At 69.2% G+C, this 17,872-nt stretch carries 26 protein-coding genes; 15 read left to right on the top strand and 11 right to left on the bottom strand.

All coding sequences use genetic code 11. The features are described 5' to 3' along the window. Positions 1–182 precede the first annotated feature (182 nt). Both ABZZ74_RS23140 and ABZZ74_RS23135 read left to right on the top strand, forming a co-directional pair. Positions 183–836 (top strand): recombinase family protein, encoded by a 654-nt coding sequence (locus tag ABZZ74_RS23140; protein WP_356767767.1) that lies wholly within the window; start codon positions 183–185, stop codon positions 834–836. Then, positions 833–2,263: a hypothetical protein gene (locus ABZZ74_RS23135; protein WP_356767765.1), complete on the top strand. Its 1,431-nt coding sequence runs from the start codon at positions 833–835 to the stop codon at positions 2,261–2,263. Before ABZZ74_RS23140 ends, ABZZ74_RS23135 begins: the two co-directional genes overlap by 4 nt. Positions 2,264–2,521: 258 nt before the next feature. Here the strand turns inward: ABZZ74_RS23135 and ABZZ74_RS23130 are convergent, their stop codons facing one another. Next, positions 2,522–2,881, bottom strand: coding sequence for a hypothetical protein (locus ABZZ74_RS23130; protein WP_356767763.1), 360 nt, complete (start codon positions 2,879–2,881; stop codon positions 2,522–2,524). Between the two features lie 298 nt (positions 2,882–3,179). On the opposite strand from ABZZ74_RS23130, the gene ABZZ74_RS23125 reads away from it, so the two are divergent. After that, positions 3,180–3,356 carry a hypothetical protein gene (locus ABZZ74_RS23125; protein WP_356767761.1) on the top strand — a complete coding sequence of 59 codons (177 nt, stop codon included), beginning with the start codon at positions 3,180–3,182 and terminating at the stop codon, positions 3,354–3,356. Between the two features lie 52 nt (positions 3,357–3,408). On the opposite strand, the gene ABZZ74_RS23120 is transcribed toward ABZZ74_RS23125, so the two are convergent. After that, a complete protein-coding gene (locus ABZZ74_RS23120; protein WP_356767759.1) occupies positions 3,409–3,576 on the bottom strand; it encodes a hypothetical protein in 168 nt (55 codons plus the stop codon). A 135-nt stretch (positions 3,577–3,711) separates the two neighbouring features. Next, positions 3,712–3,993: a hypothetical protein gene (locus tag ABZZ74_RS23115; RefSeq protein WP_356767757.1), complete on the bottom strand. Its 282-nt coding sequence runs from the start codon at positions 3,991–3,993 to the stop codon at positions 3,712–3,714. 139 nt (positions 3,994–4,132) lie between these two features. Here ABZZ74_RS23115 and ABZZ74_RS23110 point away from each other — a divergent pair, with 139 nt between their 5' ends. Continuing rightward, on the top strand, positions 4,133–5,038 hold the full coding sequence (locus ABZZ74_RS23110; protein ID WP_356767755.1) for a Ku protein: 906 nt from the start codon (positions 4,133–4,135) through the stop codon (positions 5,036–5,038). Here ABZZ74_RS23110 and ABZZ74_RS23105 read toward each other — a convergent pair. Beyond that, positions 5,035–5,370: a DUF6233 domain-containing protein gene (locus tag ABZZ74_RS23105; RefSeq protein WP_356767753.1), complete on the bottom strand. Its 336-nt coding sequence runs from the start codon at positions 5,368–5,370 to the stop codon at positions 5,035–5,037. The genes ABZZ74_RS23110 and ABZZ74_RS23105 overlap by 4 nt on opposite strands. A 47-nt stretch (positions 5,371–5,417) precedes the next feature. Here ABZZ74_RS23105 and ABZZ74_RS23100 point away from each other — a divergent pair, with 47 nt between their 5' ends. From ABZZ74_RS23100 to ABZZ74_RS23090, 3 genes are all read left to right on the top strand, one after another. Beyond that, positions 5,418–5,567 (top strand): hypothetical protein, encoded by a 150-nt coding sequence (locus ABZZ74_RS23100; RefSeq protein WP_356767751.1) that lies wholly within the window; start codon positions 5,418–5,420, stop codon positions 5,565–5,567. Positions 5,568–5,732: 165 nt separating this feature from the next. Continuing rightward, complete coding sequence (locus ABZZ74_RS23095; RefSeq protein ID WP_356767749.1) at positions 5,733–5,954, top strand: hypothetical protein; 222 nt, start codon at positions 5,733–5,735, stop codon at positions 5,952–5,954. A gap of 85 nt (positions 5,955–6,039) precedes the next feature. Further along, positions 6,040–6,438 carry a DUF6221 family protein gene (locus tag ABZZ74_RS23090; protein ID WP_356767747.1) on the top strand — a complete coding sequence of 133 codons (399 nt, stop codon included), beginning with the start codon at positions 6,040–6,042 and terminating at the stop codon, positions 6,436–6,438. A gap of 149 nt (positions 6,439–6,587) precedes the next feature. Here the strand turns inward: ABZZ74_RS23090 and ABZZ74_RS23085 are convergent, their stop codons facing one another. The 3 genes from ABZZ74_RS23085 to ABZZ74_RS23075 all read right to left on the bottom strand — a co-directional run bounded on the left by ABZZ74_RS23085 (position 6,588) and on the right by ABZZ74_RS23075 (position 7,347). Further along, a complete protein-coding gene (locus ABZZ74_RS23085; protein ID WP_356767745.1) occupies positions 6,588–6,767 on the bottom strand; it encodes a hypothetical protein in 180 nt (59 codons plus the stop codon). A gap of 34 nt (positions 6,768–6,801) precedes the next feature. Next, positions 6,802–7,020, bottom strand: a complete 219-nt coding sequence (locus tag ABZZ74_RS23080; protein ID WP_356767743.1) for a hypothetical protein — start codon at positions 7,018–7,020, stop codon at positions 6,802–6,804. A gap of 66 nt (positions 7,021–7,086) precedes the next feature. Further along, positions 7,087–7,347, bottom strand: coding sequence for a GntR family transcriptional regulator (locus ABZZ74_RS23075; protein ID WP_356767741.1), 261 nt, complete (start codon positions 7,345–7,347; stop codon positions 7,087–7,089). Between the two features lie 160 nt (positions 7,348–7,507). Between ABZZ74_RS23075 and ABZZ74_RS23070 the strand changes: the two genes are divergently transcribed. Then, positions 7,508–7,747: a hypothetical protein gene (locus ABZZ74_RS23070; protein WP_356767739.1), complete on the top strand. Its 240-nt coding sequence runs from the start codon at positions 7,508–7,510 to the stop codon at positions 7,745–7,747. A 200-nt stretch (positions 7,748–7,947) separates the two neighbouring features. On the opposite strand, the gene ABZZ74_RS23065 is transcribed toward ABZZ74_RS23070, so the two are convergent. Together ABZZ74_RS23065 and ABZZ74_RS23060 are read right to left on the bottom strand one after the other, a co-directional pair. Further along, positions 7,948–8,190, bottom strand: a complete 243-nt coding sequence (locus ABZZ74_RS23065) for a helix-turn-helix transcriptional regulator (protein ID WP_356767737.1) — start codon at positions 8,188–8,190, stop codon at positions 7,948–7,950. 538 nt (positions 8,191–8,728) lie between these two features. Continuing rightward, positions 8,729–9,604 (bottom strand): undecaprenyl-diphosphate phosphatase, encoded by an 876-nt coding sequence (locus ABZZ74_RS23060; RefSeq protein ID WP_356767735.1) that lies wholly within the window; start codon positions 9,602–9,604, stop codon positions 8,729–8,731. 251 nt (positions 9,605–9,855) lie between these two features. On the opposite strand from ABZZ74_RS23060, the gene ABZZ74_RS23055 reads away from it, so the two are divergent. The 4 genes from ABZZ74_RS23055 to ABZZ74_RS23040 all read left to right on the top strand — a co-directional run bounded on the left by ABZZ74_RS23055 (position 9,856) and on the right by ABZZ74_RS23040 (position 13,003). Then, positions 9,856–11,025 carry a Gfo/Idh/MocA family oxidoreductase gene (locus ABZZ74_RS23055; RefSeq protein WP_356767733.1) on the top strand — a complete coding sequence of 390 codons (1,170 nt, stop codon included), beginning with the start codon at positions 9,856–9,858 and terminating at the stop codon, positions 11,023–11,025. Then, positions 11,022–11,948, top strand: coding sequence for a PmoA family protein (locus tag ABZZ74_RS23050; protein ID WP_356767731.1), 927 nt, complete (start codon positions 11,022–11,024; stop codon positions 11,946–11,948). The genes ABZZ74_RS23055 and ABZZ74_RS23050 overlap by 4 nt, the downstream gene beginning before the upstream one ends. Next, the gene (locus ABZZ74_RS23045; RefSeq protein ID WP_356767729.1) at positions 11,942–12,661 is read left to right on the top strand and encodes a cupin; all 720 of its coding nucleotides are present in this window, start codon (positions 11,942–11,944) and stop codon (positions 12,659–12,661) included. Before ABZZ74_RS23050 ends, ABZZ74_RS23045 begins: the two co-directional genes overlap by 7 nt. 66 nt (positions 12,662–12,727) lie before the next feature. After that, positions 12,728–13,003: a YciI family protein gene (locus tag ABZZ74_RS23040; protein WP_208782384.1), complete on the top strand. Its 276-nt coding sequence runs from the start codon at positions 12,728–12,730 to the stop codon at positions 13,001–13,003. A 19-nt stretch (positions 13,004–13,022) separates the two neighbouring features. Here ABZZ74_RS23040 and ABZZ74_RS23035 read toward each other — a convergent pair whose 3' ends face one another. Further along, on the bottom strand, positions 13,023–13,493 hold the full coding sequence (locus ABZZ74_RS23035; RefSeq protein ID WP_356767727.1) for a helix-turn-helix domain-containing protein: 471 nt from the start codon (positions 13,491–13,493) through the stop codon (positions 13,023–13,025). Positions 13,494–13,643: 150 nt separating this feature from the next. On the opposite strand from ABZZ74_RS23035, the gene ABZZ74_RS23030 reads away from it, so the two are divergent. Further along, on the top strand, positions 13,644–14,813 hold the full coding sequence (locus tag ABZZ74_RS23030) for a thiolase family protein (RefSeq protein ID WP_356767725.1): 1,170 nt from the start codon (positions 13,644–13,646) through the stop codon (positions 14,811–14,813). A gap of 3 nt (positions 14,814–14,816) precedes the next feature. Here ABZZ74_RS23030 and ABZZ74_RS23025 read toward each other — a convergent pair whose 3' ends face one another. Then, positions 14,817–15,599 carry a TVP38/TMEM64 family protein gene (locus ABZZ74_RS23025; RefSeq protein ID WP_356767723.1) on the bottom strand — a complete coding sequence of 261 codons (783 nt, stop codon included), beginning with the start codon at positions 15,597–15,599 and terminating at the stop codon, positions 14,817–14,819. Between the two features lie 49 nt (positions 15,600–15,648). On the opposite strand from ABZZ74_RS23025, the gene ABZZ74_RS23020 reads away from it, so the two are divergent. Continuing rightward, entirely contained in the window at positions 15,649–16,371 is a 723-nt protein-coding gene (locus ABZZ74_RS23020) for a DNA alkylation repair protein (protein WP_356767721.1), read from the top strand. A gap of 269 nt (positions 16,372–16,640) precedes the next feature. After that, a complete protein-coding gene (tuf, locus tag ABZZ74_RS23015) occupies positions 16,641–17,810 on the top strand; it encodes an elongation factor Tu (protein ID WP_356767718.1) in 1,170 nt (389 codons plus the stop codon). Positions 17,811–17,872: the final 62 nt, after the last annotated feature.

The raw sequence follows: 17,872 nt of genomic DNA, 5'->3' as shown, positions 1-17,872 counted from the left end.
GCCTAGGCGGTGCCTGTCGGAGCGTCACGACCCGTCACCGTCCAACAATCGATCGATTGATGGCTAGTTGGACAGTCACGGGTCGAAACGGGCATATCGGCATGGTGAGTTGTCTAAAAACCGTGTACAGAAAGTCTCAATGTCCATGTACTTGACATGACCCTTTATTGGACAATGGGGTCATGGAATCCGACTCCCCAGACCTCCTTGCACCCGTCGGCGGAGGAGGCGCCCTCGTCGGCTACGCCCGCGTTAGTACGAAGGGTCAACTCCTCGACCGACAGATCGCCTCCCTCGAAGCAGCCGGCTGCCAACGGATCTTCAGCGACAAGAAGTCCGGTAAGACCACCGAACGCGAAGAACTCTGGAAGGCCCTTGACTACTTGCGGGAGGGCGACACTCTCGTCGTCCCGTCGCTCGACCGCCTCGGCCGATCCATCCAAGACCTCATCGCCATCGTCGCTGGCCTCCGTGAGCGAGGCGTCGGCTTCCGCTCCCTGCACGAGTCCCTCGACACCACCACACCTGGCGGCCGGCTCGTCTTCCATGTCTTCGCCGCCCTCGCCGAGTTCATCCGTGAGCTCATCGTCCAAGGCACCCACGAAGGGCTCGCCGCAGCGCGAGCCCGCGGCAAACGGCTCGGCCGGCCGCCAGCCATGACGGAGGAGCAGATCCGCCACGCTCGCGCGATGCTCGCCGACCCCGAGGCGTCGATCACTTCGATTGCCAAGCTCCTCGGGGTCTCTCGGATGACCATCTACAAGTACGTCCCCGAACTCTCTGCGGGGCGCGCTTCCCTCGTATCGACTGAGCAGCGCAGGGAGATCGCTAAGTGACCGATGCGGCAACCGGAACGATCTACGCTCTTGTCGACCCGCGTGACGGAGCTGTTCGCTACATCGGGCAGACCACAAAGACCGTCGCGGAACGACTCGCTGGCCATATGGCCAAGCCTGCACCCCGAGTGGGCGTGTGGATCAGTGAGCTTCGAGGGGTGGGGCTTGCTCCGTTCCCCATGGCGCTCCGGCACGGCGTACCCGTCGCGGATTTGCTGGCCGTGGAGAAGGAGGAGATAACCCGCAGGATCCTCGCCGGCGAGAAGCTACTGAACTCCATAGTGCCGGGAGTCGGGCGACAGATGCTTACTCGTCGCGTTGAAGCAGATCGCCTCGCCTCGGAAGTTCAGACCTGGCGCGGCGTGGCCGACCTCGTCTGCAGTGCCGTTGGCGGCCCGATGTCGCCGCGCGATCTGCCGCTGGTCCCTGTCAGTGCCAGAGCATGGCAGGCATGCCAGGAGACGTGGCAGCTTGCGTCCGAGCCGGAAGAAGAGAGGACTCCCGGAGACGACAATCGCCTCTCCAAGAATGCCCAGTTGTACCTTGCCCGTGCGGCCGCGGGTGATGAGTTGTGGAACGCCACCGGCGGCGCATGGATCAAGCTCACCAGTGTGGCGCGTGAGGATCTCAGTGGAAAGCTGGAGGCTTCAATCAGTCTCGCCGTGGGGCGAGAGTGGAAGAGCCGGGAGGAGCTCTCTCGCTATCTAACGCTCGTACCTTGGGCCTTGGTCGCTGTGACCCCATGGGCGGACCTGGCCCAACGCGCTGGGATCGACTCGGCAGAAGAGTTCGCAGGCTGGGTATCTCAAGAACCGACGACTCAGCAGGCTATCGCCTTCCTGGCGGCCCATGGAGGCGACGTCTTCGTCGGCCTCAAGGCGCCGAACGGCCATAGTCGAAGACCAGTTGCCGCTGTCACCCTGAGCGCGATGGCGGCAGCGCACTTCGGGTTCGAACTTCCGGAGCTGTTGCACCGCGACGCTGCGCGCGCACTGGGAGAGATGGCCAAGGATCGACAGCTCACCGATCCGATGGCCGACCTGCTGAGCAAGCTGGACCCGAAGGCCCTCGACACCGCATTCGGTCCGGACATCACGCGCGATCTTGACCGTCAACTCGACCTTCCGCTCGGAACTTCGCTCCGCGTCCTGACAGCTCTGGTGAAGGACCTCCGGGCCGGGCATCTGGGACGGCTAAAGGACGTGGTCACGCGCGCTGGCGCGGTGTTGCCGACCGTTCCGGCGCCTGACTACTGGCACTGGAGCGGTGATGAAGTGCCCATCTTGATCGGCCTCGTTGGCCGACTTGTGGAAGTCGGCGCGATGCCTCCTCCTAGGGGTCAGGAGAAGGGGCAGTTCCTGGAAGAGGTTCGGTCGTTGTGGCGGATGGATGGCCGCTTCGAGGGCCGGTCACGGTCCGCGGCCTGAACACAACAGTGCTCCCGCAGCCGAAAGCTGCGGGGGCGTTGTGCTGTCCGAGGCTCAGCCCCAGCCGGTGTCGCTCATGGCCCCTCCCCAAAGTGGGTCCGGCCCGCCGAGGGGTTACTCCCCACGCCCCCGAAGGGGGTGCTGCGAACGAGCTGGGCCGCCCGGACACGGTACGTGGAACACCGCCGTCCTGTCAGGGGGCGTGCCAGACTGGCATCAGGCCCGCCAGGTCCCCCCGTCCTGGCGGGCTTCTTGTGTCTATGCGCTGGTCTGCTTGCGGTTGGTGGGTCGCCCGAAGCGCTCGAGGATGCGGTAGAGGCGGGAGCGGGGCATGCCGGCGGCGATGCCGAGTGCCTTGCGGTCGGCGTGAGGGCCGCCGGTGGTGTCGGCGGCGGCGATCTGCTCTTCTCGTCCGGCTTCGAAGTGCGTGATGAACCGGGATAGCTGGGCGATCGATTCGAGGTGGTCGTCGAAGCTGTCGCCCGGGGGCGGCTTGGGGGTGTCTCGGTCGTTGGTGACGGCGGCGGTGAGGATCTGTGCGGCGTAGGGGGCGAGGCCGCCGGGGAGGGTGGTGGTGCTGCCGTCGGGGTGGGTGAGGGTCACTCGAACCTTATCCATGTCCTCTACGCTACACCTGTTGCGAACGCTACACAACCATGTTAGGCTTAAGCCACTTCCTCAGAGAGGAGGTGAGACAACTGAATAGTGGGGAGATCACTCTCGCGGTCGCCGTAGCGACCCTCGCGGTCAACACGATCGCAGCCATCGCGGCTGTGATGGCCATCCGGAAGCCTAAGCGCCGGGGCCGCCACCGCAAGGAGTGAGACGAGGACCCCGGAGATGGCGTTATCACCTCCGGGGTCCGCTCCCCAAGGATCGCAGGACAGCACCGCTCCACACAAGGAAGGGAGAACGGATGCAGACACCCGCCAAGGCCCTCGCCATCGCCACACCAGTGAGCCTGCCCGCGGTCATCGCCGCTACCGTCGCGGCCGGCCCCCGGCTGGTGCTGTGGGTGATGTGGGCCTGCTGGGTTGTGCTCGCCGTGACCACGGCGGCCGTTCTGGCCGCCGACCGCCGGCAGCACACCTGACTGATCCACAACAGCGCCCGCCCCTGAACGTGAAGGGGCGGGCGCTGTTCTGTCATCTGCTGGTGCGTTTCCAGCAGGCGACCGCGCCGGCGCCGAGGAGCGCGCTGATGACGATGTCGCCGACTATGGACGTCGCGTCGCCGCCTTTGGTGGCGCTCATGATGCCGCCGATGGTGAGTGCGGTGAGGAGCAGGGCGGCGAGTAGCCAGACGAGTTTCACGGTCCCCCCAGGGGTGTGGCGTCAGGTGTGGTGTGGGGGGATGCGCATTCTGTCATGCGAGGAGGTAGTGGCGCCGCTGGCGAGGGGGACGACCGGTGGTGCCCGCCCTCAGGCGTTGGGGGCGGGCGGCGCGTGTCACATCGCCTGCTTCTGCTCCCGCAGCTCATGCACGCTGGCGGTGAGGGTGCCGTCTTGCTGCTCGTAGTGGGAGAGGGCGACGCCGAGGCCGAAGAAGGTGGGGGCCCATTCGCCGACGTAGATGCCCCATCGGTCGGCGCGGGCGAGGTCGGCGTGGGCGCCGGGTTCGGCTTTGAGGCTGGTTGCCCAGGTGAGGACGGACAGGCCGATGGAGATCATGGCGGCCGTGTAGGCGTGTTCGCTGCGGATGCCCATGTCGTGCATCTTCTTGATGATCATTGGCGGCTCCGTTCGTGTGAGGGGTTCACGGGTCGGAGTGCCCATCCATGCACACACCATTCGAGCGATTTGCCCGATATGCCGCTTCTTGTTTCGGCTCGTAAGCTGGCCCTGCTCGGGGCACACGCGGAGGTCCCCCATGCCCCGAACCATTTGGAGCGGCGCCATCAGCTTTGGGCTGGTCACGGTGCCTATCCACGTCCAGAGTGCGACCGAGAACCACTCGATCCAGTTCCATCAGTACCACCTGGAGGACATGGGCCGGGTGCGGGTGCGGAAGGTGTGCGAGCTGGAGGACCGCGAGGTCTCGAACGCGGAGATCGGCAAGGGCTACGAGTACGCCAAGGACCAGGTCGTCCCGATCTCGGAAGCGGAGCTGCGGGAGCTGCCGCTGCCGACGGCGAAGGCCATCGAGATCCAGGCGTTCGTACCGCTGGAGTCGATCGACCCGATCCGGATAGCGGAGGGCTACTACCTGGTTCCGGACGGGCAGGTCGCGGCGAAGCCGTACAAGCTGCTCAGGGAGGCCCTGGGAAGGTCGGCGAAGGTGGCGATCGCCAAGTACGCGTGGTCCGGCCGGGAGCGCCTGGGCCTGCTGCGGGTCCACGAGGACGCGATCGTTCTGCATGCGATGCGCTGGCCGGACGAGGTCCGCGATCCGGCTGCCGTCGACCCGCCGCACGAGAAGGTGTCGGAGGAGGAGATCGAGGGCGCGCTCGCTCTGCTGGAGTCGATGAGCCGGGATGACCTGGAGGGTCCGGAGTTTGAGGACGCCTACACCGAGGCCATGGCGAAGATCATTGAGGCGAAGCGGGAAGACAAACCGCTCCCCGAAGCCCCGGAGCCCGACCAGCCGGGCGAGGTTCTCGACCTCATGGCCGCTCTGACGCAGTCGGTGCAGCAGGCCAAGGCCTCCCGCGGCGAGGACGCCGACGTGCACGAACTGCCAAAGAAGAAGGCCGCCCCCAAGAAAGCGGCGAAGAAGCAGCCGGCCAAGAAGTCCGCGACGAAGAAGACGGCCGGTCGGAGGCCGCGCAGCGCCTAGTCGAGGATCCCCAGCGCGGTGTCGGGCCGGCAGTGTGGGCATGCGGCAACCCCGTCGGCGAGTGCCCGCAGCGCCACGTCGCGCGCGACGCCGCGGCTGCGTTTGCCGGCGTTCCAGCAGCCACCGGCATGCACGTACACGGCGGGCGCGTCACGGTTGAGGCCGGCCTCGAGCAGCCAGTCGGGTCGCGGTGGTCGGTGTTCGGCGCCGCGCTGGCGCTCGGTCTCGCGCCGTTGTTCGTCGGCGATCCACCGTCGGGTGCGGTCGAGGTCGGCGGCCTGTACGCGTTCGAGGAAGCGCAGCTGCTCCAGCCGGCCGGGTTGTTCGCTCACGCGTTCGATTCTATGATCACCCCGGCTGGCCGCAACTGGGAGGTGCCGTGGACGACGCAACTGCCGCAGCCCTCGGCATCCTCCAGGACGCCGCCGCCGACGTCGGCCTCACCGTGCGATGCCTCGACGACGCCACGTTCGCCGACATGGCCCGCCGCGCCACCCTCCCCTCGGCCTGCGGTACCACATCCTCCTGACCGCCACCGGGCGCCCGCCGTCGAGCAGCTGGTCGCCGGACGAAGCCACCGCCCGACGGCGCTTCGCCGCATTCGTCGACGCCTACCGCGGCTGGCCGGGCGCAACGGTGACACTGGTCGACGAACTGGAGCAGACGACGCTCGCCACCTGGCCCAAGGATTGCCGTGACTGACCCGCACCGTTTCCACGTCACTCTCGCCTCTGCTGGCCGCCCGGTGATGTCCGGCTGGTGGGGGAGCGAGTCGACGGCCCGCGACAAGTTCCGCGACTGGGTCGGCAGTGGGGTGGCGGACGCCCGGGTGGCGCTCGTCGACGAGGTGACCGGCGAGACGCTGGCCCAGTGGCCGGAGCGGTCACGCCCCGGCGTTGTCGGCGGCACCTCGTAGCATTGCCCCATCACATCCGCGTTGCTTGGCTGCACGCGCTGCCCCGCCCGAGTGATGCCGGGCGGGGCTTCAACTTGGAGGGGCCGTGGACGACCTGGTGGAGTGGCTGCGCGCCCAGCTCGACGAGGACGAGCGGATTGCGCGGGCTGCTGGGGGTACGTGGTGGGCTCCGCCGGACCTGGCGGGACAGGTGCATGACTCCGGCGGCGTGAACATCGAGGCCAAGCTCCGGAGCTTCGCCACCCACATCGCAGAGCATGACCCGGCGCGGGTGCTGCGGGAGATCGACGCCAAGCGGCGGATCATCGAGGAGCACAAGCCAGCCGTACCAAAGGCCCGGCCGAACCGGGAGCGAGGCTGCTTGGCCTGTACCACCGCTCAAGAGTGGGACGCGACGGCGAATGAGGCGAACTGCCTGACCCTGCGCCTGCTCGCGTCGCCCTACAAGGACCGGCCCGGCTACCGAGAGGAGTGGCGACCGTGATCTACCGCCTGCTGCGTGACATCCGCGACGGCTTCTGGAACGGCTTCGACTACCTGTGGTCGTGCCGGTGGATCCCGTAGCCTCGAATGCAGAGCTGGCCCCTCAGTAAAAGGGCCAACCCACCCCGCCCCATCGTGGGCGGGGTTTCTTCATGCCGCCGTGGTGACGTCGCCTTGCTCGACGCGCCGCAGCTCCGCCAGCAGCTCCCGGTAGGTCTCCCGCTGCTCGTCGGTGAGCCGTGCGTCCCGGTGCGGGAACAGCGCCCGGATGGCTGCGTTCAGCTCGGCGGCAGAGCGCGCGGGACCATCCGCAGGCGACGTGGGGGGCATAGATCAAAGCCTAGTCGGAGCCTCGGACAGTGGGCTACGAGGAGGGCGTGTTGTACGTGTGCCCGCAGGACATGCAGCGCGGGCGCCCGGTGTAGCCGGTGACGACTCCTTCCTTCATCATGCAGACCGCCCCGTTGGGTGCGGTGTTGTCGCCGTCGAGGACGAACCAGGCCTCCCCGCAGGTGCAGACGGCTCCGTCGTAGGCGGGCTCAACAGCCTCATCCCTACGCTCATCAAGGTTGATCGCGTTCATGTGACCAGCGTCGACTACTGCGCGTGCCGCTCCCAAGGGGAAACGGTGAACGAGTTTTCCGCCTGGCTACTCCGTGGGCGGCTGCCCCACGTAGGTTCCGCGCCCCTGCACTTTCCACACGACGCCGTCTTCGACAAGGACATCGAGTGCGCGCCGCACGGTGGTGCGGGCGATCCCGTACTCCTGCACCAGCCGCGTCTCGGACGCGATCGGCCGACCCTCCGCCCAGTCGCCGCGGGCAATGCGCGCCTTGAGGATGGCGGCGAGCTGCCGGTACGGGGTCACCGGGCCCTCGTGGTCGATCTCAGCGTCAGGATCTACGGCCATGATCCAGAAGCTAGACAGGGGCCCACGCGTCAGCATCTTGAGCTACGTATAGCTACGTCGCGCGACAAGCCGATACAAGTCGGGCTAGCCTGCAATTTCACGGAAGGACCCCGGCGCCGCTGACACGGCCCGGGGCGTGGCCGACGAGGAGAGCGTCGACGTGGACGATCGTAGAGACAACGAGCCCGCACCAGAACCCGGCCCGCAGTCACCCGCGCCGCCGGCCGGACAGCTCAGCACGCCGCAAGCCCTCCAACGCGCCCGTACCGCCCACGTCGAACGCTGCCCGCAGTGCCGGGACATCGACCGGGAACGCTGCACCGAGGGCGAGCGCTTGTGGCGGGCGTGGACCGACGCCCTCGACGACGCCTACGAGCGGCTGCAGCACGGCGCGATATGACGCCGGCACTCAGTGGTGATCGGTCCGGCATCGCTGGGTTACCCGCAGGAACGTTTGGCCTACGCCTGACCTGCGGTTACAGAAACGCACCGGGTGTGCGCGGAACGTTGAAGAATATTCAGGGGACACGCTTCCTTAACCAACGATCGTGGGCTTAACTCGTACACCTGGACCAAGGTCCAGTTTGGGAAAACCGTCGCCTAGCCGGTGAGGAGGTCAGTGACATGCACCCGAAGGGCGTGAGCGATCAGCAGCAGATCCGAGAATTGCGGATCGCGCTGGGCGTTCTCATACCGCTGGATGCTGCGACGCTCCATGCCGGCGAGGTGTGCCAGCTGCTCTTGGGAGAGGTCCGCTTGCCGCCGTAGATCCGCAATCCGGTGACCGAGGGCTCGGCGGCGGTCGAGGACCCAGTCGGGTCGAGGGTTGCGGCGGACTGGCACCCGTCACACGCTCAGTGCCTAACGATCTTGAGTCAGTACCCAAACGGTCGCCACGCGAAAAAAGACTGCAACCGCGCGACGGACGGGTCGTCCGCCGTCGTAGAACATGCGGAGCCCCACACCGGCTCCGCACAGAACCACCACTGCCACCCCCCAATGGCAGCCCTGCGGACTGGCATATGCCGCAGGGCGGCGAGTAGTGTCCGTATTCGAACGGGTGTTCGCTCGATCGGGTGAACCGAGGAATCACCAATGAATGTTGGTGGTACGTGATGGGGGTGGCGGCCACGTAGGCCGACTAGAGCAGCCAGGGGCCGGTCATCCGGCCGCTGGCTCGGTGGTGCCGTCCTCCGGGTCGCGAGACCAACCTCCCAAGTAGCGGCCCGGAGGACGGCTCCATTCATTCAATACGAAGAAGGCTGGGAGACGAGTGGGAGAAACGGGCTGCAAATTGCCGCTTCTCGCTACGAGAATCTACGAGAGAGGGCGTGTTACTGCACGCAACATGCCCGTCAGAAACCTGCTCCAACTCCCAGTGCTAGCCCGCCGACCCGCCAGCGTGAGGACTCACGACATCAGCGCTGACCAGCGCAAACAGTACTATCCCGAGGGCGACCCGGTACCAGACGAACGGCATGAAGCTCTTGGTCGAGATGAACTTCATGAACCATGCGATCACGGCGTATCCGGAGCCGAACGCGATCACCGTCGCGAACAGCGTCGGCCCCCACGACACATGGTCGCTCTCCATCGCGTCCTTGACCTCGAACAGCCCGGAGGCCAGCACCGCCGGTATCGCGAGGAGGAAGGAGTAGCGCGCCGCGGCCTCGCGCTTGTACCCCATGAACAGGCCGCCGCTGATCGTCGCTCCGGAGCGGGAGACGCCGGGGACGAGGGCCATGGACTGGCAGATGCCGTAGATCAGCCCGTCCTTCACGCCCAGGTTCTCCAGCGTCTTGCGCTGCTTGGGTGCCCGGTGCCTGCCCCCGGTCTCGTCGCGTGCCGCCAGCCGGTCCGCGACGCCTATGACCACGCCGATGGCGATCAGCATGGTCGCGGTGATCCGCAGGTCCCGGAACGGTCCCTCGATCTGGTCCTTGAACAACAGGCCGAGCACGCCGATCGGGATCGAGCCGACGATCACCAGCCAGCCCATCTGCGCGTCGTGGTCCCCCCGCCACTTCTTGCTGACCAGGGAGCGCGCCCACGCGGAGACGATCCGGCCGATGTCCCGGCGGAAGTAGATCAGCACGGCCGCCTCGGTGCCGATCTGGGTGATCGCAGTGAAGGCCGCACCGGGGTCCTTCCAGCCGGAGAAGGCGGCGGTCAGCCGCAGATGCGCGCTGGAGGAGACGGGAAGGAACTCGGTCAGCCCCTGGACGAGCCCGAGGATGAGGGATTCAAACCAAGACATGAAGGTACGGCGTCCAAGTGCTCGTCGTGGCAGGCGCGACGGAACGTCACGCCGCAGGGCGTGGTGATCACGGGTGTGCGGGGAAGCCTATCGGGGCGGCCCTTCGCGCTGTGCGACGGGTGCCCCACGCCCTCGGTGGCGGGTGGTTGACCCGGTGCGGGGGCGGAGCTTACGTTTCCGGAGAGGAGAAAGCGCTTGCTGCGACGTCTCCCGGTAAGGCCGCCGTTCCCGGAGGAGTGCTGATCGCGTCCATGCCCACGCCCGACACCCATCCCCCCTCGGCGCCCTTCGCCGGCCGCCGCATCCGGGCCGCCCTCGTCGGCATCGGCGCCATCGGACGGGGCTCCCACCTGCCCGCCCTGGCCAGGCTCGCCGAGGAGGGCGAGACGGAGCTGGTGGCGGCGGTTGACATCGATGCCACGGCCGTCGAGGAGTTCAGCCGGGCGAACGGGATCCCGCACGCCTACACCGACCTGGCGCGGATGCTGCGCGAGCAGCGCCCCGACCTGGTGAGCATCTGCACCCCGCCGACCCTGCACCGCGACCAGAGCATCGCCGCGCTGCGCGCCGGGGCGTGGGTGTGGTGCGAGAAGCCGCCGGTGCCGACGCTCGCCGACTACGACGCCGTGGAGGCCGAGGAGGGCGGGGACGGCGGCCCGTACGCCTCGATCGTCTTCCAGCACCGCTTCGGTTCCGGCACCCGGCACGTGCGGCGGCTGCTCGCCGGGGGAGCGGTGGGTCGGCCGCTGGTCGCGCACTGCCAGACGACCTGGTACCGGGACACCGCCTACTACGCCGTGCCCTGGCGTGGCCGCTGGGACACCGAGGGCGGCGGCCCGGCGATGGGCCACGGCATCCACCAGATGGACCTCCTGCTGGACCTCCTCGGGCCGTGGAGCGAGGTGCGCGCGATGGCCGGGCGCCTGGTGCACGACGTGGAGACCGAGGACGTCTCCACCGCCCTGGTGCGCTTCGAGAGCGGCGCCATGGCGACCGTCGTCAACAGCGTGCTGAGCCCCGACGAGGTCAGCCGGATCCGCGTCGACTGCGAGCGCGCCACCGTCGAGCTGACCCACCTCTACGGGCACTCCAACGCGGACTGGCGCATCACCCCGGCCCCGGACGTGCCCGGCGAGGAGGCCGCCGCCTGGCAGGACTTCGGTGCGGACGTGCCCAGCTCGCACCTGGAGCAGCTGCGGGAGCTCGTCGCGAGCATGCGGGCCGGCGAGCGGCCGCGCAGCAGTGGCGCCGACGGGCGTACGAGCCTGGAGCTGATCGCCGCGCTCTACAAGTCGGCGTTCACCGACACGACCGTGAGGGCCGGCGAGATCGGCCCCGGTGACCCGTTCCACACGGCGATGCACGGCGGCGTGCCCGGCTGGACTCCCGTCGCCGCCGTCTCCCAGGAGGTGTCCGCATGAGCGCCCTGCGCCTCGTCCACGCCCACGGCGACCGCATCACGGTCGGCGAACCGGTCACCGGTGTCGAGCTGTTGAGCTACGTCTACGCCCCGGAGGCCGCGTGGGAGGCCCCGAAGCCGTACCTCCATCCGATCCGCACCCTCGCCGGTGACGTCGTCACCGACTACCGGCCCAACGACCACCGCTGGCACAAGGGCCTGCAGTTGACCGCCTCGCACCTCTCGGGCGCCAATCTGTGGGGCGGCAACTCCTACGTCCACGGCGAGGGCTATCTCGAACTCCCCGAACGCGTCGGCTCGATGGCGCACGTGGCCTTCGACGAGGTGGCCGTCCACGACGACCGGGTGGTCATCGCCGAACGGCTCACCTGGCACCCGTACAGCGGCGAGCTGTGGGCCGACGAGGAGCGCCGTGTCGAGATCCACGACGTCGACCGGGAGTCCGGTTCCTGGGCGCTGACCTGGTCCAGCGCCATCACCAACCGCCGTGAGGAGCCGCTGCGGTTCGGCAGCCCGACCACCGCGGGACGCGAACTCGCGGGCTACACAGGGCTGTTCTGGCGCGGCCCGCGTGCCTTCCGGGACGGGCGGATCATCGGCCCGGACAGCGAGGGACCCGGTCTGATGGGCGAGCAGGCGCCCTGGCTCGCGTACTCCGGAGAGCACGACGGCACCGATGGCCACGCGACCCTGGTCTTCGCGCACGCCCCCGAGAACGACCACCTCGGCGTCCACGGCGCCCATCCCGCCCACTGGTTCGTCCGCAACGACCCGTTCGCGGCCGTGGCCCCCTCCTGGGCCTTCTACGACGAACTGGAACTCGCCCCCGGCGACACCCTCTCCCGCCGCTACCGCGTCGTCGTGGCGGACGGGGCCTGGGAGCGGGAGGAGATCGCCAAGTACCTGGAGGCGCACCCGTGGTGAACGCCGACGGATTCACCGGGCTGCCCGGAGGGGTGGCGGTGTCGCACCTGTCCGTCTACGACTGGCCCGCCGACGACGGGGTCTGCGGCGGAACTCCCCATATGCATCTGACCTGTTCGGAGGCGTACGTCGTCACCGGCGGTCGGGGCGCGGTGCAGACGCTCACGACGTCCGGGTACGAGGTCACGCCCCTCGCGCCCGGGACGGTCGCCTGGTTCACGCCGGGCACCATCCACCGCCTGGTCAACGAGGACGAGCTGCGCATCACGGTCCTGATGCAGAACAGCGGCCTGCCGGAGGCGGGGGACGCGGTCCTCACCCTGCCCCCGAAGTACCTGGCCGACCCGGAGACGTACGCCGCGGTGACGCGCATCCCGGCTGACGCTCCGGAGGAGGAACGCGAGCGGATCGCCCGGACCCGCCGCGACCTGGCCCTGGCGGGTTACCGCAGGCTGCGCGAGGCGACCGGCCCGGAGCCCCTGGCCGCCTTCCACCGCGCCGCCGCGGCCCTGGTCCGTCCCCGGCTGTCCGAGTGGCGGGAACGCTGGCAGGCCGGCGCCCAGGCGGCAGCGGCGGCCACGGGCGAGCAACTGGCCCGCCTGGAGAAGGGCGACGTCAGCCACCTCACCGAGGCCGTCGTCCGGGCCGAACTGCCCTCGGAGTACGGCAAATTCGGGATGTGCGGTCGGCTGAACGTCTACCCGGCGCCGTGACCGGGCGCCCCGATCATCCGGCGGGTAGCCTGGAGGCGTCGGCTGGGTCCAGCGTCGGGAGGCCCGATGAAGTACGTCGTGTTCTACGAGTCGGCCGACGACCTGGCCGCGAAGGCTCCCGCCCACTTCGCCGCGCACGCGGCCCGCTACCAGGAGTTCGTCGAGCGCGGTGAGCTGCTGATGATCGGCCCGTTCGCCAATCCCCAGGAAGAGGGCTCGATGGCCGTCTTCACCACACGCGCGGCGGCCGAGGACTTCGTCGCCGGCGATCCGTTCGTGCTGCACGGCGTGGTCAGGTCCTGGTACATCCGGGAGTGGAACGAGGCCCTCGTCCCGTCCTGACCAGCCGGGGCTCCGGGTCCTAGGCCGCCGTCGGGCCCGAGACCGTCCAGCCCTCGGCCTGGGGGTGGGCCGTCAGATCCTCGTGGTGGACCGGGGCGCCGCAGGACTGGCAGGTGACGACGGGGATCAGTTCGTTGCCGCAGGTGTGCTCGACCACCATCGGGAGGTCGGTGCCGTTGCGGAGGTGGCGGTCGCCCCACTCCTTCAAGGTCATCAGAACCGGCTCCAGCTCCAGGCCCGCCTGCGTCGGCCGGTACTCGAAGCGCTGCGGGCGTTCGCTGTAGGCGCGCTTGGTCAGGACCCCGGCGTCGACCAGGCGGCGCAGGCGGGTGGCGAGGACGTCGCGCGGAGCGCCGATGTTGCGTACCAACTGATCGAAACGGCCGTTGCCCAGGCACACCTCCCGCAGGACGAGCAGGGAGTACTTCTCGCCGACGATCGCGAGCGCATCGGCGATCGAGCAGGGGCGCGGGTCCTTGGGTGCGGCCATGGAGCCCAGTCTAGGGGAGGGTTTGATTTTCCAACTCACGGAGCTATGGTGAGTTTGGATTTCCTACTCGCCGGTAGGGCTCATCGGTGGGTCTCCTTGGTGGGCCTCACTGGTAGGCCCACCTGCCGACCCCGCCGTGGAGGCCGCATCATGCGTGACGCAGTCATCGTCGAAGCCGTACGCACCCCGATCGGCAAGGGCAAGCCGGGCGGCGCCCTCGCGCACGTGCACCCCGTCGAACTCCTCGCCCACACCTTGCGCGCGCTCGTCGACCGCGCCGGCGTCGACCCGGCGCTGATCGACGACGTCATTGGCGGCACCGTCGACCAGGTCGGCGAACAGGCCATGAACACCACCCGCTACGCCGTCCTGTCAGCGGGCTTCCCGGACACGGTCCCGGCGACCACCGTCGACCGCCAGTGCGGCTCCTCCCAGCAGGCCGTCCACTTCGCCGCCCAGGGCGTCATCTCCGGCGCCTACGACCTCGTCGTGGCCTGCGGGGTGGAGTCCATGAGCCGCGTGCCGATGTGGTCGAACGTGCCCGCGGGCAAGGACCCCTTCGGTCCCGGTGTCGCCGAGCGCTACCCGGAGGGCCTCGTCCCGCAGGGCATCAGCGCCGAACTGATCGCCGCCAAGTGGTCGATCAGCCGCGAGCAGATGGACACCTTCGCCGTCGCCTCCCACCGCAAGGCCGCCGACGCCTGGAACAACGGCCTCTTCGACGCCGAGGTCGCCCCCCTGGAAGGCGTCACGCGCGACGAGTGCGTGCGCCCCGGCAGCACGACCGAGATCCTCGCCGGCCTGAAGCCGGCCTACCACGACCCCGGTTTCGCCGAGCGCTTCCCGCAGATCGAGTGGAACGTCACCGCGGGCAACGCAAGTCCCATCAACGACGGCGCCTCCGCCGTCCTCATCACCTCCAGCGAGACCGCGGCCCGCCTCGGCCTGCGCCCGCTCGCCCGGCTGCACAGCTTCGCCGTCACCGGCTCCGACCCCCTGCTCATGCTCACCGGTGTGATCCCGGCGACCGAGAAGGTCCTGCGCAGGGCTGACCTCACCCTCGACGACATCGACCTGTTCGAGGTCAACGAGGCGTTCTCCAGCGTCGTCCTGGCCTGGCAGCAGGAGACCGGGGCCGATCTCGCCAAGGTCAACGTGCACGGCGGCGCCATCGCCCTCGGCCACCCGCTCGGTGCGAGCGGCACCCGTCTGACGACCACCCTCGTGCACGCCATGCGCGCGCGTGGCGCCCGTTACGCCCTGCAGACCATGTGCGAGGCGGGCGGACTGGCCAACGCGATGATCCTGGAAGGCCTGTAGCAGTCAGGCCCCGCGCAGATGGTGCCGCTTGCGCCAGGCCACCACCGCCCCCGCCACCGTCGGCAGGGCGATGGCGGCCAGCGCGATCAGGAAGAGCGGCGAGGTCGGGGCCGAGGCCCGGGCCCCGGCAACGACATAGGCGGCCGTGTTCGGGATCGAGCCCAGCGCGGTTGCCACCAGGAAGGGCGTCCAGCGCATACGCGAGACGGACGCGCAGTAGTTGACGCCCCAGAAGGGAAGCCCGGGGAACAGCCGGGCCGCGAGCATCGAGCGCATCCCGTGCCGGCTCAACTGGCCGTCCGCCGCCTTCAGCAACCGCCCGCGCAGCAGCGGCCGCAGGGCGTCCTGACCCAGCACCCGGCCCAGCCCGAAGGCGATCCCGGCACCCAGCACGGTGCCCACCATCGACGTGGCCAACCCGAGCGCGGAGCCGAACAGCGCCCCGGCGGCCAGATTGAGCAGCGGGCGCGGTACGAACGCCACCGTGCACAGCCCGTACGCCACGGCGAACACGAGGGCCGCCGTCATGCCTCCCAACTGCGGTGGCCAGCCGTCCGCGAGCAGCTTCTGCGGCTCGAACAGCAGCACGCTCGCCCCGGCCGCGGTCAGCAGCGCGACCAGCAACGACAGCCGCGCCCAGGGCGACAGCAGCACTCTGCCGAGGCGTACGAGCAGTGGGACGGGCGCGGCGACAGCGGCTACGGGCACCGGAACGGCGAGCTCCGTGGCGGCGGCCCGGGGAGAGGCCGTGGCGGTGCCCCCAGAGCGGGTGTGGGCATCGAGCATCCGGCGACACTAACCGACGGATGTGTGTGATCGCCGTATGGTTCGTCTTATGAGCGTCACAGATGCGGTCGCCACGGGTGTGCCGTTCAGCACACTCGCCGACACCGTGCTGGAGCGGCTCACCGCCACCTACGCGCCCGCCGCCGACCCGGAACGGGCGGCGCCCATGCGCGCGTACATGAAGGACGTGGCCCCCTTCCTGGGCCTCACCACGCCGGTGCGCCGAGCCCTGTCCCGCACCGTCGTCGCCGGCCTGCCCCGCCCCGACGAGAACGACTGCACCGCGATCGCCCTGCGCTGCTGGCAGTTGCCCGAACGCGAGTACCACTACTTCGCCGTCGACTATCTGCGCCGCCACGCGCGCGTGTGCTCCTCCGGCTTCCTCCCGGTCGCCCGGCACCTCATCGCCACCACCTCCTGGTGGGACACCGTCGACCTGCTCGCCGCGCACGTCGTGGGCGCCCTGGTCGCCGCCGATCCCGCGCTCAAGGCGGACATGGACACCTGGATCGTCGACGACGACCTGTGGATCGCCCGCACCGCCCTGCTCCACCAGCTCCGCTACAAGGAACACACCGACACCGAACGCCTCTTCACCTACTGCCTGCGCCAGTCCGGCCACCCCGACTTCTTCGTCCGCAAGGCGATCGGCTGGTGCCTGCGTGAGTACGCGAAGACCGACCCGGAGGCCGTACGGGCCTTCCTGGCACGCGAGCGCGGGCGGTTCGCGCCGCTGTCGGTGCGGGAGGCACTGAAGAACATCGGGGCCTGAACGCCCCGCGCACGCGGGCGCCCTGAAAAACCATTCGACGTCGGACAGGGCGTCGGCGATGATCGATCCCATGTTCCGGCACGCCTTCCTCCTCGCAGCATCCGCAGACGCGGATGCGCCGAAGGCTGCCGTCCTGATCCTCCTGGCCGCAGTCGACGGCGCCCGAAGCTGACCCTCTCCGGATCGTCCGGCGGACCCCGCAAGGGGAGGGTCGGCCACTCCCTGGGGTCCCGCGTTTCTTCACCGCTGAGAGGCTTCGAGGTACAGCCATGCCCAAGACGGCATACGTGCGCACCAAACCGCATCTGAACATCGGGACCATGGGCCACGTCGACCATGGCAAGACCACCCTGACCGCCGCCATCACCAAGGTGCTGGCCGAGCGCGGCACCGGCACCTTCGTGCCGTTCGACCGCATCGACCGGGCCCCGGAGGAGATCGACCGCGGCATCACCATCAACATCGCGCACGTGGAGTACGAGACCGACACCCGGCACTACGCGCACGTGGACATGCCGGGCCACGCCGACTACGTCAAGAACATGGTCACCGGGGCCGCGCAGCTCGACGGGGCGATCCTCGTCGTCTCCGCGGTCGACGGGATCATGCCGCAGACCGCCGAACACGTCCTGCTGGCCCGGCAGGTGGGCGTCGACCACATCGTCGTCGCCCTCAACAAGGCCGACGCGGGCGACGAGGAGCTCATCGACCTCGTCGAGCTGGAGGTCCGCGAACTGCTCACCGCGCAGGGGTACGGCGGCGACGCGGTGCCCGTCGTACGGGTCTCCGGGCTGAAGGCCCTGGAGGGCGACCCGCGCTGGACGGCGTCCGTCGAGGCGCTGCTCGACGCCGTGGACACGTACGTGCCCATGCCCGAGCGGTATCTGGACGCGCCGTTCCTGCTGCCCGTGGAGAACGTGCTCACCATCACCGGTCGCGGCACGGTCGTGACCGGCGCGGTCGAGCGGGGCGTCGTCCGGGTGGGCGACCGGGTCGAAGTGCTCGGCGCCGGTGTCGAGACCGTCGTCACCGGCCTGGAGACCTTCGGCAAGCCGATGGAGGAGGCGCAGGCCGGGGACAACGTGGCGCTGCTGCTGCGGGGCGTGCCCCGGGACGCGGTCCGCCGGGGGCATGTCGTGGCGGCGCCGGGCAGTGTGGTGCCGGGCCGGCGGTTCTCGGCGCGGGTGTACGTGCTGTCCGCGCGCGAGGGCGGTCGTACGACGCCTGTGTCCACGGGGTACCGGCCGCAGTTCTACATCCGTACCGCGGATGTGGTGGGGGACGTCGACCTCGGTGAGGTCGCCGTCGCGCGGCCCGGTGACACGGTCACGATGACGGTCGAACTCGGGCGCGACGTGCCCTTGGAGGCCGGGCTCGGGTTCGCCATCCGTGAGGGTGGGCGGACCGTGGGGGCCGGGACCGTGACCACCGTGGAGTGAGGTCGAGGGGCGCGGGGGACTGCGGGGCCGCCGTGGCCGGCGCACAGCCCCCGCGCCCCTTC

Origin of the sequence: Streptomyces sp. NPDC006476, from assembly GCF_040612015.1 — a bacterium.
In the GTDB taxonomy this organism is placed as follows: Bacteria; Actinomycetota; Actinomycetes; order Streptomycetales; family Streptomycetaceae; genus Streptomyces; species Streptomyces griseorubiginosus_B.
The sequence above is the reverse complement of the archived record's forward strand: the minus strand, read 5'-3'. Positions and strand labels throughout refer to the sequence as shown.

Excerpts from the sequence above, each read along its gene's own strand:
- ABZZ74_RS23020 (WP_356767721.1), top strand. The coding sequence starts at position 15,649 with ATGAGCGTCACAGATGCGGTCGCCACGGGTGTGCCGTTCAGCACACTC.
- ABZZ74_RS23130 (WP_356767763.1), bottom strand. The coding sequence starts at position 2,881 with ATGGATAAGGTTCGAGTGACCCTCACCCACCCCGACGGCAGCACCACC.
- tuf (WP_356767718.1), top strand. The coding sequence starts at position 16,641 with ATGCCCAAGACGGCATACGTGCGCACCAAACCGCATCTGAACATCGGG.
- ABZZ74_RS23060 (WP_356767735.1), bottom strand. The coding sequence starts at position 9,604 with ATGTCTTGGTTTGAATCCCTCATCCTCGGGCTCGTCCAGGGGCTGACC.
- ABZZ74_RS23025 (WP_356767723.1), bottom strand. The coding sequence starts at position 15,599 with ATGCTCGATGCCCACACCCGCTCTGGGGGCACCGCCACGGCCTCTCCC.
- ABZZ74_RS23030 (WP_356767725.1), top strand. The coding sequence starts at position 13,644 with ATGCGTGACGCAGTCATCGTCGAAGCCGTACGCACCCCGATCGGCAAG.
- ABZZ74_RS23140 (WP_356767767.1), top strand. The coding sequence starts at position 183 with ATGGAATCCGACTCCCCAGACCTCCTTGCACCCGTCGGCGGAGGAGGC.
- ABZZ74_RS23035 (WP_356767727.1), bottom strand. The coding sequence starts at position 13,493 with ATGGCCGCACCCAAGGACCCGCGCCCCTGCTCGATCGCCGATGCGCTC.
- ABZZ74_RS23075 (WP_356767741.1), bottom strand. The coding sequence starts at position 7,347 with ATGGCCGTAGATCCTGACGCTGAGATCGACCACGAGGGCCCGGTGACC.
- ABZZ74_RS23055 (WP_356767733.1), top strand. The coding sequence starts at position 9,856 with ATGCCCACGCCCGACACCCATCCCCCCTCGGCGCCCTTCGCCGGCCGC.
- ABZZ74_RS23040 (WP_208782384.1), top strand. The coding sequence starts at position 12,728 with ATGAAGTACGTCGTGTTCTACGAGTCGGCCGACGACCTGGCCGCGAAG.
- ABZZ74_RS23115 (WP_356767757.1), bottom strand. The coding sequence starts at position 3,993 with ATGATCATCAAGAAGATGCACGACATGGGCATCCGCAGCGAACACGCC.
- ABZZ74_RS23050 (WP_356767731.1), top strand. The coding sequence starts at position 11,022 with ATGAGCGCCCTGCGCCTCGTCCACGCCCACGGCGACCGCATCACGGTC.
- ABZZ74_RS23110 (WP_356767755.1), top strand. The coding sequence starts at position 4,133 with ATGCCCCGAACCATTTGGAGCGGCGCCATCAGCTTTGGGCTGGTCACG.
- ABZZ74_RS23125 (WP_356767761.1), top strand. The coding sequence starts at position 3,180 with ATGCAGACACCCGCCAAGGCCCTCGCCATCGCCACACCAGTGAGCCTG.
- ABZZ74_RS23080 (WP_356767743.1), bottom strand. The coding sequence starts at position 7,020 with ATGAACGCGATCAACCTTGATGAGCGTAGGGATGAGGCTGTTGAGCCC.
- ABZZ74_RS23085 (WP_356767745.1), bottom strand. The coding sequence starts at position 6,767 with ATGCCCCCCACGTCGCCTGCGGATGGTCCCGCGCGCTCTGCCGCCGAG.